General features: G+C 55.6%; 12 protein-coding genes. All 12 read left to right on the top strand.

Annotated elements, in window-relative coordinates; all coding sequences use genetic code 11:
- Window positions 1–9: 9 nt before the first annotated feature.
- The 12 genes from rseP (at window position 10) to KGA69_RS01640 (ending at window position 17229) form a co-directional block, all read left to right on the top strand.
- A complete protein-coding gene (rseP, locus tag KGA69_RS01695) occupies window positions 10–1362 on the top strand; it encodes a sigma E protease regulator RseP (RefSeq protein WP_045390141.1) in 1353 nt (450 codons plus the stop codon).
- A 31-nt stretch (window positions 1363–1393) separates the two neighbouring features.
- Window positions 1394–3811: an outer membrane protein assembly factor BamA gene (gene bamA, locus KGA69_RS01690; protein ID WP_045390143.1), complete on the top strand. Its 2418-nt coding sequence runs from the start codon at window positions 1394–1396 to the stop codon at window positions 3809–3811.
- Window positions 3812–3933: 122 nt separating this feature from the next.
- On the top strand, window positions 3934–4419 hold the full coding sequence (skp, locus tag KGA69_RS01685; protein ID WP_045390145.1) for a molecular chaperone Skp: 486 nt from the start codon (window positions 3934–3936) through the stop codon (window positions 4417–4419).
- 3 nt (window positions 4420–4422) lie between these two features.
- Window positions 4423–5448 (top strand): UDP-3-O-(3-hydroxymyristoyl)glucosamine N-acyltransferase, encoded by a 1026-nt coding sequence (lpxD, locus tag KGA69_RS01680; protein WP_213292759.1) that lies wholly within the window; start codon window positions 4423–4425, stop codon window positions 5446–5448.
- Window positions 5449–5553: 105 nt separating this feature from the next.
- Window positions 5554–6009, top strand: coding sequence for a 3-hydroxyacyl-ACP dehydratase FabZ (gene fabZ / locus KGA69_RS01675; RefSeq protein ID WP_004145858.1), 456 nt, complete (start codon window positions 5554–5556; stop codon window positions 6007–6009).
- A 3-nt stretch (window positions 6010–6012) separates the two neighbouring features.
- On the top strand, window positions 6013–6801 hold the full coding sequence (gene lpxA, locus KGA69_RS01670) for an acyl-ACP--UDP-N-acetylglucosamine O-acyltransferase (protein WP_015368155.1): 789 nt from the start codon (window positions 6013–6015) through the stop codon (window positions 6799–6801).
- A complete protein-coding gene (gene lpxB / locus KGA69_RS01665) occupies window positions 6801–7949 on the top strand; it encodes a lipid-A-disaccharide synthase (RefSeq protein ID WP_045390149.1) in 1149 nt (382 codons plus the stop codon). The genes lpxA and lpxB overlap by 1 nt, the downstream gene beginning before the upstream one ends.
- Window positions 7946–8545: a ribonuclease HII gene (gene rnhB, locus KGA69_RS01660; protein ID WP_213292758.1), complete on the top strand. Its 600-nt coding sequence runs from the start codon at window positions 7946–7948 to the stop codon at window positions 8543–8545. The genes lpxB and rnhB overlap by 4 nt, the downstream gene beginning before the upstream one ends.
- Before the next feature lie 17 nt (window positions 8546–8562).
- Window positions 8563–12045: a DNA polymerase III subunit alpha gene (gene dnaE / locus KGA69_RS01655; RefSeq protein WP_045390151.1), complete on the top strand. Its 3483-nt coding sequence runs from the start codon at window positions 8563–8565 to the stop codon at window positions 12043–12045.
- Window positions 12046–12057: 12 nt separating this feature from the next.
- Window positions 12058–13017, top strand: a complete 960-nt coding sequence (gene accA / locus KGA69_RS01650; protein ID WP_045390153.1) for an acetyl-CoA carboxylase carboxyl transferase subunit alpha — start codon at window positions 12058–12060, stop codon at window positions 13015–13017.
- A gap of 191 nt (window positions 13018–13208) precedes the next feature.
- Window positions 13209–14990: a chitinase gene (locus KGA69_RS01645; protein ID WP_213292757.1), complete on the top strand. Its 1782-nt coding sequence runs from the start codon at window positions 13209–13211 to the stop codon at window positions 14988–14990.
- Window positions 14991–15090: 100 nt separating this feature from the next.
- Window positions 15091–17229: a lysine decarboxylase LdcC gene (locus KGA69_RS01640; RefSeq protein WP_063447728.1), complete on the top strand. Its 2139-nt coding sequence runs from the start codon at window positions 15091–15093 to the stop codon at window positions 17227–17229.
- Window positions 17230–17281: the final 52 nt, after the last annotated feature.

The raw sequence follows: 17281 nt of genomic DNA, 5'->3' as shown, positions 1-17281 counted from the left end.
GAAGGTTTTATGCTGAGCGTTCTCTGGAATTTGGCCGCTTTTATTATTGCGCTTGGCGTACTGATCACCGTGCACGAGTTCGGCCATTTCTGGGTGGCTCGTCGCTGCGGCGTGCGCGTTGAACGATTCTCCATTGGTTTTGGTAAAGCGCTGTGGCGCCGCGTGGATAAGCAGGGGACCGAGTTTGTTATCGCGCTGATCCCGCTCGGCGGTTATGTGAAGATGCTCGACGAACGCGTCGAACCGGTGGCGCCGGAAATGCGTCACTACGCTTTCAATAATAAAACCGTCGGTCAGCGCGCGGCCATCATCGCCGCAGGCCCTATTGCCAACTTCATTTTTGCCATCTTTGCCTACTGGCTGGTGTTTATCATCGGCGTCCCTGGCGTGCGTCCGGTTGTTGATGAAATATCGCCCAATTCCATCGCTGCGCAAGCACAAATTGCAAAAGGAATGGAACTTAAAGCGATAGATGGCATCGAAACGCCTGATTGGGATGCAGTACGTATGGCGTTAGTCGCGAAGATTGGCGACCAACAAACAATACTTACCGTCGCCCCTTTCGGGACGAACCAACGTCAGGATAAAATCCTCGATCTGCGGCACTGGGCGTTTGAGCCGGATAAGCAAGATCCGGTGGCCTCGTTAGGCATCAAGCCGCGTAGCGCGCAGATTGATACCGCGCTGGCTGAGGTTCAATCTCAGTCGGCCGCGCAGAAAGCAGGTTTGCAAGCGGGAGACAGGATCGTTAAAGTCGATGGTCAACCGTTAACGCAGTGGATGACGTTTGTTAATCTGGTGCGTGATAATCCGGGCAAGGCGCTGGCTCTGGAGGTCGACAGACAAGGTACGCCGCTGTCGTTGACCCTGACTCCGGATACGAAGTCGGTGAAAGGCAAGGCTGAAGGGTTTGCAGGGGTAGTGCCAAAAGTTATCCCGCTACCTGATGAATACAAGACAGTGCGTCAGTACGGGCCGTTTGCCGCCATCGCCGAAGCCACGGATAAAACCTGGCAACTGATGTCGTTAACGGTCAGGATGCTGGGCAAATTGATAACCGGTGATGTCAAACTGAACAACCTCAGTGGGCCGATTTCTATCGCTCAGGGGGCTGGAATGTCAGCGGAATTTGGGTTGATTTACTATCTGATGTTCCTTGCGCTGATTAGCGTGAACCTTGGAATAATCAACTTGTTCCCGTTACCCGTCCTCGACGGGGGGCATCTGCTGTTTTTGGCGATTGAAAAGCTGAAGGGCGGGCCGGTATCCGAGCGAGTTCAAGACTTTAGTTATCGCATTGGCTCAATACTGCTGGTGCTGTTAATGGGGCTTGCACTTTTCAATGATTTCTCTCGGTTGTAAGAGAGTTTGTTAGGAAGAACGCATAATAACGATGGCGATGAAAAAGTTGCTCATAGCGTCGCTGCTGTTTAGCAGCGCGACTGTATACGGTGCTGAAGGGTTCGTGGTGAAGGACATTCATTTCGAAGGCTTGCAGCGTGTCGCTGTTGGTGCGGCCCTCCTCAGCATGCCAGTGCGTCCTGGCGATACGGTGACCGATGATGATATCAGTAACACCATTCGCGCTCTGTTTGCCACTGGCAACTTTGAGGACGTCCGCGTCCTGCGCGATGGTGATACCCTGCTGGTGCAGGTGAAAGAGCGCCCAACAATTGCGAGCATTACCTTCTCCGGCAACAAGTCGGTGAAGGATGACATGCTCAAGCAAAACCTTGAGGCATCCGGCGTTCGCGTTGGGGAATCTCTCGATCGCACCAAGCTTGCCGATATCGAAAAAGGGCTGGAAGATTTCTACTACAGCGTCGGTAAATATAGCGCCAGCGTAAAAGCTGTCGTGACGCCGCTGCCGCGGAACCGCGTCGACCTGAAACTGGTGTTCCAGGAAGGCGTCTCGGCGAAAATCCAGCAGATTAACATTGTCGGTAACCACGCGTTCACCACTGACGAACTGATCTCTCACTTCCAACTGCGCGATGAAGTGCCGTGGTGGAACGTGGTCGGCGATCGCAAATACCAGAAACAGAAACTGGCGGGCGACCTTGAAACCCTGCGCAGCTACTATCTGGATCGCGGTTACGCGCGTTTCAACATCGATTCGACGCAGGTTAGCCTGACGCCGGACAAGAAAGGCATCTACATCACCGTTAACATCACCGAAGGCGAGCAGTACAAGCTCTCCGGCGTGCAGATAACGGGCGATTTGGCGGGCCATTCTGCGGAAATCGAATCGCTGACCAAAATTGAGCCGGGCGAGCTGTATAACGGCACCAAAGTGACCAAAATGGAGAATGACATTAAGAAACTCCTCGGTCGCTATGGTTACGCTTATCCACGCGTCCAGTCGCAGCCGGAAATCAACGACACGGATAAAACCGTGAAGCTGCACATTAACGTTGATGCTGGTAACCGTTACTACGTGCGTAAAATTCGCTTCGAAGGTAACGACACCTCCAAAGATTCCGTTCTGCGCCGCGAAATGCGCCAGATGGAAGGGGCGTGGCTGGGCAGCGACCTGGTTGACCAGGGTAAAGACCGTCTTAACCGTTTAGGTTATTTCGAAACCGTCGATACCGATACCCAGCGCGTGCCGGGTAGCCCGGATCAGGTCGATGTCGTTTACAAGGTGAAAGAGCGTAACACCGGTAGCCTGAACTTCGGTATCGGTTACGGTACCGAAAGCGGCGTCAGCTTCCAGGCGGGCGTACAGCAGGATAACTGGTTAGGTACCGGCTACTCCGTCGGCATCAACGGGACCAAAAACGACTACCAGACCTACGCTGAACTGTCGGTCACCAACCCGTACTTCACCGTAGACGGCGTGAGCCTCGGCGGCCGCCTCTTCTATAACGACTTTGATGCGAATGACGCGGATCTGTCTGACTATACCAACAAAAGCTATGGTACAGACGTCACCCTCGGCTTCCCGATCAACGAATACAACTCGCTGCGCGCAGGCTTAGGTTACGTTCATAACTCCCTGTCCAACATGCAGCCGCAGGTGGCGATGGATCGTTACCTTGACTCTGTAGGTTCAGACAGCACCGGCAGCTTTACCGCGAATGACTTCACCTTTAACTACGGCTGGACCTATAACAAGCTGGACCGTGGTTACTTCCCGACGGAAGGTTCGCGCGTCAACCTGAACGGCAAAGTGACCATTCCGGGGTCTGACAACGAATACTACAAAGCGACGTTGGATACCGCGACGTACGTGCCGATCGATGACGATCACCAGTGGGTTGTGCTGGGACGTACCCGACTGGGTTATGGCGATGGTATCGGCAGCAAAGAGATGCCGTTCTATGAGAACTTCTACGCCGGTGGTTCAAGTACCGTGCGTGGCTTCCAGTCGAACACCATCGGTCCGAAAGCGGTCTATAAATCCGGGGCTTATGCCGGAGATAATAACGACTACGAAGAATGTTCCAACTCTGACGGTTCATACTGTAAATCAGACGATGCGGTCGGCGGTAACGCCATGGCGGTCGCCAGTCTTGAGCTGATTACCCCGACGCCGTTTATCAGTGATAAATACGCGAACTCGGTACGTACCTCCATTTTCTGGGATATGGGTACCGTATGGGATACAAACTGGGAAAATACTGCGGCGACTCGAGCAGCAGGCGTGCCTGACTACAGCGATCCGAACAACATTCGTATGTCTGCGGGTATCGCGGTACAGTGGATGTCGCCGTTGGGGCCGTTGGTCTTCTCCTACGCCCAACCGTTTAAAAAGTACGATGGAGACAAAGCCGAGCAGTTCCAGTTTAACATTGGTAAAACCTGGTAATTGTTGGCAACAACGGAATGTAAGTGCAGTATAGCGCTGACTGTAGGCGATAGCGGATGCTATCGCCTGGCCACGCAAATAACGGTACCCCTGGGTACTCATGGGATGGTAAGGAGTCAATTGTGAAAAAGTGGTTATTAGCTGCAGGTCTGGGTTTAGCAATGGTAACTTCCGCTCAGGCGGCAGATAAAATTGCAATGGTTAACATGAACAACCTGTTCCAACAGGTAGCCCAGAAAACTGGCGTTTCCAACACGCTGGAAAACGAGTTCAAAGGCCGCGCTAGCGAACTGCAGCGTATGGAAGGCGATCTGCAGTCCAAAATGCAGCGTCTGCAGTCTATGAAACCGGGCGCAGATCGTAGCAAGCTGGAAAAAGACGTGATGTCTCAGCGTCAGTCCTTCGCGCAGAAAGCACAGGCTTTTGAGCAGGATCGCGCACGTCGTTCCAACGAAGAACGTGGCAAACTGGTTACCCGTATCCAGACCGCCGTTCAGAGCGTAGCGAAAGATCAGAGCATCGATCTGGTTGTTGACTCTAATGCCGTGGCATACAACAGCAGCGATGTTAAAGACATTACCGCTGATGTACTGAAACAGGTTAAATAAGTAATGCCTTCAATTCGACTGGCTGACTTAGCACAGCAGTTGGATGCAGAGTTACACGGTGATGGCGATATCGTCATCACCGGCGTTGCGTCCATGCAGAGCGCTAAAGCAGGCCAAATTACTTTCATGGTAAATCCTAAATACCGTGAACACCTGGCCGCTTGCCAGGCCTCCGCCGTTGTGATGACGCCGGACGATTTACCCTTTGCCCATAGCGCCGCGCTGGTAGTGCGTAATCCCTACCTGACCTACGCGCGCATGGCTCAAATTTTAGATACCACGCCGCAGCCGGCGAAAGACATCGCGCCAAGCGCGGTGATCGATCCCACGGCGAAGCTGGGTAACAACGTCTCCGTTGGCGCGAACGCCGTTATCGAATCCGGCGTGGTGCTGGGCGATAACGTGGTTATCGGCGCGGGCTGCTTCGTTGGCAAAAATAGTAAAATCGGCGCCGGCTCGCGTTTGTGGGCTAACGTTGCCGTTTACCATGAGATTGAGATCGGTGAAAATTGCCTGATCCAGTCCAGTACGGTGATCGGCGCGGACGGTTTCGGTTACGCTAACGATCGCGGTAACTGGGTGAAGATCCCGCAGCTTGGTCGCGTTATTATTGGCGATCACGTGGAGATCGGCGCCTGTACCACTATCGATCGCGGCGCGCTGGACGATACCGTGATCGGTAACGGCGTTATCATTGATAACCAGTGTCAGATTGCGCATAACGTGGTGATTGGCGACAATACCGCCGTCGCTGGCGGCGTGATTATGGCCGGCAGCCTGAAAATTGGCCGTTACTGCATGATTGGCGGCGCCAGCGTGATTAACGGCCATATGGAAATCTGCGATAAAGTCACCGTTACCGGGATGGGGATGGTTATGCGTCCTATCTCTGAACCTGGCGTCTATTCCTCAGGTATTCCGCTACAGCCGAACAAGGCGTGGCGTAAAACCGCGGCGCTGGTGATGAATATTGACGAGATGAGCAAGCGCCTGAAAGCCGTTGAGCGCAAGGTTAATCAACAAGACTAATTTCTCATTTGGTCACGTACATTCCCGGCCTGTTGCATTCGTTAATAAGATTGCCGCAGGCCGTGTTATTATTGCCTTTTAGTATATTTAGACAGGAAGAGTATTTTGACTACTGACACTCATACTCTGCACATTGAAGAGATTCTGGAACTTCTGCCTCACCGTTACCCGTTCCTGCTGGTAGACCGCGTGCTGGATTTTGAAGAAGGTCGTTTTCTGCGCGCAGTAAAAAATGTTTCCGTAAACGAGCCGTTTTTCCAGGGGCATTTCCCTGGTAAGCCGATTTTACCTGGCGTTCTGATTCTGGAAGCGATGGCGCAGGCCACCGGTATTCTGGCATTTAAAAGCGTTGGAAAACTTGAGCCGGGCGAGTTGTACTACTTCGCGGGTATCGATGAAGCGCGTTTCAAACGTCCGGTAGTACCAGGCGATCAGATGATTATGGAAGTCACTTTCGAGAAAACCCGCCGCGGCCTGACCCGTTTCAAAGGCGTTGCGCTGGTTGACGGTAAAGTGGTTTGCGAAGCGACGATGATGTGTGCGCGTAGCCGGGAGGCCTGATACGTGATTGATAAAACCGCCTTTATTCATCCTACCGCCATTGTAGAAGAAGGCGCCGTTATTGGCGCTAACGTTCACATTGGTCCGTTTTGTATCGTGGGCGCCAACGTCGAAATTGGCGAGGGCACCGTACTGAAGTCTCATGTCGTTGTGAATGGCCACACTAAAATTGGTCGCGACAATGAGATCTATCAGTTCGCTTCTATCGGCGAAGTCAACCAGGATCTGAAATATGCTGGCGAGCCGACCCGAGTGGAAATTGGCGATCGCAACCGCATTCGCGAAAGCGTGACCATTCATCGCGGTACAGTACAGGGCGGTGGATTAACGAAGGTGGGCAGCGATAACCTGCTGATGATCAACGCCCACGTGGCGCATGATTGCACGCTTGGCGACCGCTGTATTCTGGCCAACAACGCGACGCTGGCCGGTCACGTATCTCTGGATGATTTCGTCATCATCGGCGGCATGACTGCAGTACATCAGTTCTGCATCATCGGCGCGCACGTAATGGTTGGCGGCTGCTCCGGCGTCGCTCAGGACGTTCCGCCGTTCGTGATTGCCCAGGGCAACCACGCCACGCCGTTTGGCGTCAACATCGAAGGGCTGAAACGCCGCGGCTTTAGCCGTGAAGCGATTACCGCGATTCGTAACGCCTATAAACTGCTGTACCGCAGCGGCAAAACGCTGGACGAAGCCAAACCGGAAATTGCCGAACTGGCGGCTCAGCACCCTGAAGTTCAGCCGTTTGTCGATTTCTTCGCCCGTTCAACTCGCGGCTTGATTCGTTAATGGCCGAACAGCGTCCCCTGACGATTGCCCTGGTCGCCGGAGAAACTTCCGGCGATATTCTTGGCGCTGGTCTCATTCGCGCCCTCAAAGCTCGCATCCCTGATGCGCGCTTTGTCGGCGTGGCGGGGCCGCTGATGCAGGCGGAAGGATGTGAAGCCTGGTACGAAATGGAAGAGCTGGCGGTGATGGGCATTGTTGAAGTGCTTGGTCGCCTGCGCCGCTTACTGCATATTCGCGCCGATTTAACGCGCCGCTTCGGCGAGCTGCGTCCCGATGTCTTCGTTGGCATCGACGCCCCTGATTTCAATATTACCCTCGAAGGTAATCTGAAAAAGCAGGGCATCAAAACCATTCATTACGTCAGCCCGTCCGTTTGGGCATGGCGACAAAAACGCGTTTTCAAAATTGGCAGATCCACCGATCTGGTTCTGGCATTCCTGCCTTTCGAAAAAGCGTTTTACGACAGATTTAACGTCCCCTGCCGCTTTATCGGCCATACCATGGCGGATGCGATGCCGCTGGATCCTGATAAAGGCGCGGCGCGCGATCGTCTGGGCATCCCGCATGACGTTCACTGTCTGGCTTTACTGCCCGGTAGCCGCGGCGCGGAGGTCGAAATGCTCAGCGCCGACTTCCTGAAAACCGCGCAGCTTCTGCGTAACACCTATCCCGACCTGCAGGTCGTGGTGCCGCTGGTCAACGCCAAACGGCGGGAACAGTTTGAGCGAATTAAAGCTGAAACGGCGCCCGACATGACGGTGCATATGCTGGATGGTCAGGCGCGCGATGCGATGATCGCCAGCGATGCCGCGCTGCTGGCCTCGGGGACGGCGGCGCTGGAGTGCATGCTGGCGAAATGCCCGATGGTCGTTGGCTACCGCATGAAGCCGTTTACCTTCTGGCTGGCGAAGCGGCTGGTGAAAACCGATTATGTCTCCTTGCCAAATCTGCTGGCCGGGCGCGAGCTGGTGAAAGAGCTGCTGCAGGATGAATGCGAGCCGCAGGCGCTGGCCGCCGCGTTGAAGCCGCTGCTGGCCGACGGCAAAACCAGCCACGATATGCATGATACTTTCCGCGCGCTGCATCAGCAGATCCGCTGCAACGCGGATGAGCAGGCGGCGGACGCAGTACTGGAGTTAGCAAAATGATGGAGTTCGTCTATCCACATACCCATCTGGTCGCCGGCGTCGATGAGGTTGGCCGTGGGCCGCTGGTCGGCGCAGTGGTCACTGCGGCGGTGATCCTTGATCCGCGCAAGCCGATTGTTGGGCTGAATGACTCAAAGAAATTGAGCGAAAAGCGCCGCCTGGCGCTGTTCGATGAAATCAAAGACAAAGCGCTATGCTGGAGCCTGGGCCGCGCCGAGCCGCATGAAATTGACGAGCTGAACATCCTGCATGCCACGATGCTGGCAATGCAGCGCGCCGTCGCTGGCCTGAGTATTACCCCCGAGTTCGTGCTTATCGATGGCAATCGCTGTCCATCGCTACCGATGCCGTCGCAGGCGGTGGTGAAAGGTGATAGCCGGGTGGAGGAAATCAGCGCAGCGTCTATTCTGGCTAAAGTCACACGCGACGCCGAAATGGCTACGCTGGATATCGCATTTCCGCAATACGGCTTTGCCCAGCACAAAGGCTATCCTACCGTTGTACATCTGCAAAAGCTGCAGGAACACGGCGCAACAGAGCACCACCGGCGTAGCTTCGGCCCGGTGAAACGCGCGCTGGGTCTGGCGTCCAACTAAGTCACTGGGATCTAAAGATGTCTGAACCACGTTTCGTACACCTGCGGGTGCACAGCGACTATTCCATGATCGATGGGCTGGCGAAAACCGGGCCGCTGGTGAAAAAGGCGGCCGCTTTGGGCATGCCTGCGCTGGCGATCACCGATTTTACCAACCTCTGCGGTCTGGTTAAGTTCTACGGAACGGGCCATGGCGCCGGGATTAAGCCCATTGTCGGCGCTGACTTCCATGTTCAGTGCGATCTGCTGGGCGATGAATTCACCGAACTGACGGTTTTAGCGGCCAACAATACCGGCTATCAGAATCTGACTCTGCTCATTTCTCGCGCCTATCAGCGCGGCTATGGCGCGCTGGGGCCGTGGATCGATCGCGACTGGCTGGTTGAGCATCAGGAAGGGCTGATTCTGCTGTCCGGCGGCCGTAAAGGCGATGTTGGCGTCAGCCTGATCCGCGGAAATATGCCGCTGGTGGAGCAGTGTCTCGCCTTCTATGAACAACATTTCCCGGATCGCTACTATCTGGAGCTGATCCGTACTGGTCGTCAGGACGAAGAAAGCTATCTTCACGCCGCGGTTCAACTGGCGGAGGAGCATGGTTTGCCGGTAGTGGCGACCAACGATGTGCGTTTCCTGGAAACCGGCGACTTCGACGCCCATGAAATTCGCGTCGCCATTCACGATGGCTTCACCCTCGACGATCCGAAGCGACCGCGCAACTACTCGCCGCAGCAATATATGCGTAGCGAAGAGGAGATGTGCGAGCTATTTGCCGATATCCCGGAAGCGCTGGAAAACACCGTTGAGATCGCCAAACGCTGCAACGTTACCGTGCGCCTTGGCGAATACTTCCTGCCGCAGTTCCCGACTGGCGACATGACCACCGAAGACTTCCTGGTAATGAAGTCGAAAGAGGGGCTGGAGGAACGTCTCGAATTCCTGTTCCCGGATCCCGAAGAGCGCGCTAAGCGTCGCCCGGAATATGACCAACGTCTGGATGTCGAACTGCAGGTTATCAACCAGATGGGGTTCCCGGGCTACTTCCTGATCGTCATGGAATTTATCCAGTGGTCGAAGGATAACGGCGTGCCGGTAGGGCCGGGACGTGGTTCCGGCGCCGGCTCGCTGGTGGCCTACGCGCTGAAAATTACCGACCTTGACCCGCTGGAGTTTGACCTGCTGTTCGAACGTTTCCTTAACCCGGAACGTGTGTCGATGCCCGACTTCGACGTCGACTTCTGCATGGAGAAACGCGACCAGGTTATTGAGCACGTTGCGGATATGTATGGCCGCGACGCGGTATCGCAGATCATCACCTTCGGTACCATGGCGGCGAAGGCGGTTATTCGCGACGTGGGCCGCGTGCTGGGTCACCCGTACGGCTTTGTTGACCGTATCTCCAAGCTGGTGCCGCCGGATCCTGGCATGACGCTGGCGAAAGCCTTTGAAGCGGAACCACAGCTGCCGGAAATCTACGAAGCGGACGAAGAAGTTAAAGCGCTGATTGATATGGCGCGTAAGCTGGAAGGCGTGACGCGTAACGCCGGTAAGCATGCGGGCGGCGTGGTTATCGCGCCGACCAAAATCACCGATTTCGCGCCGCTGTACTGCGATGAGCAGGGGCTACACCCGGTTACCCAGTTTGATAAGAACGACGTCGAATACGCCGGGCTGGTAAAATTCGACTTCCTCGGCCTGCGTACGCTGACCATCATCAACTGGGCGCTGGAGATGATCAACAAGCGGCGGGCGAAGAACGGCGAAGGGCCGCTGGACATCGCCGCGATCCCGCTGGATGACAAGAAAAGCTTCGACATGCTGCAGCGCTCGGAAACCACCGCGGTCTTCCAGCTTGAATCGCGCGGCATGAAAGATCTGATTAAGCGTCTGCAGCCTGACTGCTTCGAAGATATGATCGCGCTGGTGGCGCTGTTCCGTCCGGGCCCGCTGCAGTCGGGGATGGTAGATAACTTTATCGACCGTAAGCACGGCCGTGAAGAGATTTCCTACCCGGACGTCCAGTGGCAGCATGAATGTCTGAAACCTGTACTGGAGCCGACTTACGGCATCATCCTGTACCAGGAACAGGTCATGCAGATAGCCCAGGAGCTCTCCGGTTATACCCTCGGCGGCGCGGATATGCTGCGTCGTGCGATGGGTAAGAAAAAGCCGGAAGAGATGGCCAAGCAGCGCGGCACCTTCGAAGAAGGGGCGAAAAAGCGCGGCGTTGACGGCGAACTGGCGATGAAAATCTTTGACCTGGTGGAAAAATTCGCCGGTTACGGATTTAACAAGTCTCACTCCGCCGCCTATGCGCTGGTCTCCTACCAGACGCTGTGGCTGAAGGCGCACTATCCGGCCGAGTTTATGGCGGCGGTGATGACCGCCGATATGGACAACACCGAGAAGGTGGTGGGTCTGGTTGATGAATGCTGGCGGATGGGCCTGAAAATCCTGCCGCCGGACATTAACTCCGGCCTGTATCATTTCCACGTCAATGATGACGGGGAAATCGTGTATGGTATTGGCGCCATTAAAGGCGTCGGCGAAGGCCCGATTGAAGCGATCATTGAAGCGCGTAACAATGGCGGCTATTTCCGCGAGCTGTTTGATCTGTGCGCCCGTACCGATATTAAAAAACTCAATCGCCGGGTACTGGAAAAGCTGATTATGTCCGGGGCGTTCGACCGCCTCGGCCCGCATCGCGCGGCGCTGATGAACTCGCTCAACGATGCGCTGAAAGCCGCCGATCAGCACGCCAAAGCCGAAGCCATCGGCCAGGCGGATATGTTCGGCGTGCTGGCGGAAGAGCCGGAACAAATTGAGCAATCCTACGCCAGCTGCCAGCCGTGGCCGGAGCAGGTGGTGCTGGATGGTGAAAGGGAAACGCTGGGGCTGTATCTGACCGGCCACCCGATTAACCAATACCTGAAAGAGATCGAACGCTACGTTGGCGGCGTGAGACTCAAAGACATGCACCCGACCGATCGTGGTAAAGTGACCACGGCGGCGGGTCTGGTTATTGCTGCGCGGGTAATGGTCACCAAGCGCGGCAATCGTATCGGCATCTGTACGCTGGATGACCGTTCCGGGCGTCTGGAGGTGATGTTATTCACCGACGCGCTGGATAAATACCAGCAGTTGCTGGAAAAAGACCGCATACTTATCGTCAGCGGACAGGTCAGCTTTGATGACTTCAGCGGGGGCCTTAAAATGACCGCCCGTGAAGTCATGGATATTGACGAAGCCCGGGAAAAATATGCTCGCGGGCTTGCTATCTCGCTGACGGACAGGCAAATTGATGACCAGCTTTTAAACCGACTCCGTCAGTCTCTGGAACCCCACCGTTCGGGAACCATTCCAGTACACCTCTATTATCAGAGGGCGGATGCGCGCGCGCGGTTGCGTTTTGGCGCAACATGGCGCGTCTCTCCGAGCGATCGTTTACTCAACGATCTGCGTGGCCTTATCGGCTCGGAGCAGGTGGAACTGGAGTTTGACTAATACAGGAATACTATGAGTCTGAATTTCCTAGATTTTGAACAGCCTATCGCAGAGCTGGAAGCGAAAATCGATTCCCTGACTGCAGTAAGCCGTCAGGATGAGAAACTGGATATTAACATCGATGAAGAAGTGCATCGTCTGCGCGAAAAAAGCGTAGAGCTGACGCGCAAAATCTTCGCCGATCTTGGCGCATGGCAGGTAGCCCAGTTGGCGCGCCATCCACGTCGTCCCTATACCCTGGATTATGTCCGCCTGGCTTTCGACGAGTTTGACGAGCTGGCAGGCGATCGCGCCTACGCTGACGATAAAGCTATCGTTGGCGGTATTGCGCGTCTTGATGGTCGCCCGGTGATGATCATCGGCCATCAGAAAGGCCGTGAGACCAAAGAGAAGATCCGTCGTAACTTTGGTATGCCGGCACCGGAAGGCTACCGCAAAGCGCTGCGTCTGATGGAAATGGCTGAGCGTTTCAAAATGCCGATCATTACCTTCATCGACACCCCTGGCGCCTATCCGGGCGTTGGCGCGGAAGAGCGCGGCCAGTCGGAAGCGATTGCCCGCAACCTGCGTGAAATGTCGCGTCTGAGCGTGCCGGTTATCTGCACCGTCATCGGCGAAGGCGGCTCCGGCGGCGCGCTGGCGATTGGCGTAGGTGATAAGGTCAACATGCTGCAGTACAGCACCTATTCGGTTATCTCGCCGGAAGGCTGCGCATCTATTCTGTGGAAAAGCGCGGATAAAGCGCCGCTGGCCGCGGAAGCGATGGGTATCGTTGCGCCGCGCCTCAAAGAGCTGAAGCTGATTGATTCCATCATTCCGGAACCGCTGGGCGGCGCCCACCGTAACCCGGAAGCGATGGCGGCGAGCCTGAAGGCACAACTGTTGGCCGACCTGGCTGACCTGGATACTCTCAGCGAAGAAGAGCTGCGTAACCGCCGCTATCAGCGTCTGATGAGCTACGGCTACGCCTGATTATTCAGCATCATATTTTCTCTAAGGGGCCGGATTTCCGGCCCCTTTTTTTATCATTTTTTTACTGAGGCAAGATGATGCGCCAATGAGGTGATGTGATTAGCCGATGATGTCCTTCTCCCGCGACACTGCGCTAACTGCCGGGGACAACGCCTGGGCAGACCGTTCACAAGGAAAAGGAGAATAATATTATGGCAATTCATAAAACTGTCGCCTTGAGCGCCGTGGCCGCAGGGATCATGTTAAGTCTGAGCGCCGCACAGGCCGCGCCACTGCTCAGCGCTACTGAAGCCACCACCATGACAGCCAGCGAGCTGGCGGCGAAAGAAAAAGCATTAACCGATTTTCCGTTAATGGATGCGGTGAAGTCTTCCATTCGTACCCTTGATAACGATTCAGTCGAAAAGATTGAGCCTGGCAGGGCGGCTAACCCGGAAAACGTTAAACGCGTCGAAGGCATGCTCAGCGAGCAGGATTGGGATTATCTGTTCCCGATGCGCGCGCCGGAATATACCTACAGCAACTTCCTGAAGGCGATCGGTAAATTCCCGGCGGTCTGCGGCACCTACACCGATGGCCGTGACAGCGATGCTATCTGTCGTAAATCGCTGGCCACCATGTTTGCCCACTTCGCCCAGGAAACCGGCGGCCACGAAAGCTGGCGCGATATCCCGGAATGGCGGCAGGCGCTGGTCTATCTGCGCGAAGTTGGCTGGACCGAAGGACAAAAAGGCGGCTATAACGGCGAATGTAACCCGGATGTCTGGCAGGGACAGACCTGGCCTTGCGGTAAAGATGCCGATGGTGATTTCCTCAGCTACTTTGGCCGAGGGGCTAAACAGCTCTCCTATAACTACAACTACGGCCCGTTCTCCGAGGCAATGTATGGCGACGTCCGCCCGTTGCTGGATAAACCTGAGCTGGTGGCGGACTCATGGATGAACCTCGCCAGCGCGGTCTTTTTCTTTGTTTATCCGCAGCCGCCGAAACCTTCCATGCTGCACGTCATTGACGGCACCTGGCAGCCGAACGATCGTGATAAGAGCAATGGCCTGGTGCCGGGGTTTGGCGTGAGCATCCAGATCATCAACGGCGGCGTCGAGTGCGGCGGCGCAACGGAAAACGCCCAGTCGCTTAACCGTATTGCCTATTACAAAGAGTTCGCCAACTACCTCAAAGTGCCTATTGCCGATGATGAAGTGCTGGGTTGTAAGAACATGAAGCAGTTTGATGAAGGCGGAGCCGGCGCGCTGCCCATCTACTGGGAACAGGATTGGGGATGGGATCCGAACAGCGCAGACGGCAAAACCAATGCCTGCCAGCTGGTGAGCTATCAGACACCGTACAGCGCGTTCAAAGAGGGGGATTACAGCAAATGCGTTCAGCATTACTTCAACGTGACCGTGGTTGATGATGCGGGCAGCGATGGCGCATCTGATAAGACAGATGACACGACACCAGCGCCTCAAGTGAACGTCGCGCCGGTAGCGCGTATTGCCGGCCCGGTGGGCTCTGTTGAAGCTGGCAGCCTGGTGTCGCTGAGCGGGGAAGGGTCTACCGATGCTAACGGCGACAAGCTGAACTATCGCTGGATGTCGCAGGATGGACAGACGTTAAGCGGCGCGGATAAAGCGGTGATCAATTTCAGCGCCCCACAGAGCGATAAAGATGCCCAGTATGTGGTTAGCCTGACCGTTAGCGATGGCAGTTTATCCAGTACGGCCACCTATACTCTCAATGTGAAGGCGAAGGCGGCGGATGAAGCGAAGGATGAGCCGGCTGGCGACAGCGGCGCCATCAGTTATCCGGCATGGAGCGCCAGCCAGAGCTGGAAACCGGGTGATATCGTCAATAACCACGGCGCGCTTTTCCAGTGTAAACCGCTGCCGGAAGGGGCCTGGTGCAACGTGGCGCCAACCTACTACGAACCGGGCGCAGGTCTGGCCTGGGGAGATGCGTGGAAGGCGCTGTAATTATCGTTTTACTCTGATTCAGGACTAAGATAAATCCGCCAGTGCTAAGCACTGGCGCGATTGATATTATGCTTACCTTAGGTAAATCCAGGAGGAAAGCGTGAATATCATCGCCATCATGGGGCCCCACGGCGTCTACCATAAAGACGAACCGATCAAAGAGCTGGAAGCCGCTCTGCGGAAGCAAGGATTCCAGACTATCTGGCCGCAAAACAGCGCCGACCTGCTGCAGTTTATCGAACACAATCCGCGCATCTGCGGCGTTATCTTCGATTGGGATGAGTACAGCGTTGATTTATGTAGCGATATCAATCGTCTGAACGAATACCTGCCGCTGTATGCTTTTATTAATACGCACTCGACGATGGACGTCAGCAGCCAGGACCTGCGTATGGCGCTATGGTTCTTTGAATATGCGCTGGGGCTGGCGGAAGATATCGCTACTCGTATTCGTCAGTATACCAACGAGTATCTGGACAACATCACGCCGCCATTTACCAAAGCGTTATTTAACTATGTGCAGGAGGGGAAATATACCTTTTGCACTCCCGGACACATGGCGGGAACCGCCTACCAGAAAAGCCCGGTCGGCTGCCTGTTTTATGATTTCTTCGGCGGTAATACGCTGAAGGCCGATGTTTCTATCTCCGTTACCGAACTGGGATCGCTACTGGACCATACCGGCCCGCATCTGGAAGCGGAAGAGTATATTGCCCGCGCCTTTGGCGCCGAGCAGAGCTACATGGTGACCAACGGTACCTCGACTTCAAATAAAATTGTCGGCATGTATTCGGCGCCTGCCGGCAGTACGCTGCTTATCGATCGTAACTGTCATAAATCGCTGGCGCATCTGCTGATGATGAGCGATATCGTGCCGCTATGGCTAAAACCGACGCGTAACGCGCTGGGGATCCTCGGCGGCATTCCGAAACGGGAATTTACCCGCGACAGCGTCCAGCGCAAAGTAGAGACAACTCGCGGCGCGCAGTGGCCGGTGCATGCGGTGATCACCAACTCCACCTATGACGGCCTGTTGTATAACACCACCTGGATTAAACAGACTCTCGACGTGCCGTCGATCCACTTTGATTCCGCCTGGGTGCCTTATACCCACTTCCACCCGATTTATCAGGGCAAAAGCGGCATGAGCGGCGACCGCGTACCGGGGAAAGTGATCTTCGAAACCCAGTCGACGCATAAAATGCTGGCGGCGCTGTCGCAGGCGTCGCTTATCCATATTAAAGGCAGCTACGATGAAGATACCTTCAACGAGGCCTTTATGATGCATACCTCTACCTCGCCAAGCTATCCGATCGTCGCCTCGATAGAAACCGCGGCGGCGATGCTGCGCGGTAACTCCGGAAAACGCCTGATTCAGCGCTCCATCGAGCGTGCGCTGCACTTCCGTAAGGAGGTACAGCGCCTGCGTGAAGAGGCCGACGGCTGGTTCTTTGATATCTGGCAGCCGGAAGAGGTCGAGGAGGCGCAGTGCTGGCCGGTTTCGCCGGGTGAAACGTGGCACGGTTTCCAGGACGCCGATGCCGACCATATGTTCCTCGATCCGGTCAAAGTTACCATTCTTACGCCGGGGATGGACGAGCAGGGCAATATGGCGGAAGAGGGGATCCCGGCGGCGCTGGTGGCGAAATTCCTCGACGAGCGCGGCGTAGTGGTGGAGAAAACCGGGCCGTACAATCTGCTGTTCTTGTTCAGTATCGGTATCGATAAAACCCGGGCGATGGGCCTGCTGCGCGGCCTGACCGAGTTTAAACGCGCCTACGATCTCAACCTGCGGGTGAAAAATATGTTGCCGGATCTCTATGCTGAGGATCCGGACTTCTACCGCAATATGCGCATCCAGGATCTGGCGCAGGGGATCCACCGCCTGATCCGCCAGCATCAGCTCTCACAGCTGATGCTACGGGCCTTTGACGTGCTGCCGGAGATGAAAATGACTCCGCATCAGGCCTGGCAGCGACAGATTAAGGGCGAAGTCGAAACCATCGAACTGGAGAATCTGGTGGGGCGTATTTCGGCAAACATGATCCTGCCGTATCCGCCTGGCGTGCCGCTGCTGATGCCGGGGGAGATGATCACCGAAGAGAGCCGCGCGGTGCTCGACTTCCTGTTGATGCTCTGTTCGATCGGTCGCCACTACCCAGGTTTTGAAACCGATATCCACGGGGCCAAACGCGACGAAGACGGCGTCTACCGTGTACGAGTCTTAAAAAATAATTAGGGGCTTGCGCGGCGGCGGGCGGCGCGAGTAACGTGTTGGGCTTCAACAGGAG

The organism is Klebsiella sp. A52 (genome assembly GCF_018388785.1).
GTDB classification, from domain to species: Bacteria; Pseudomonadota; Gammaproteobacteria; order Enterobacterales; family Enterobacteriaceae; genus Klebsiella; species Klebsiella aerogenes.
This window is presented reverse-complemented; position numbering and strand designations above follow the sequence as displayed.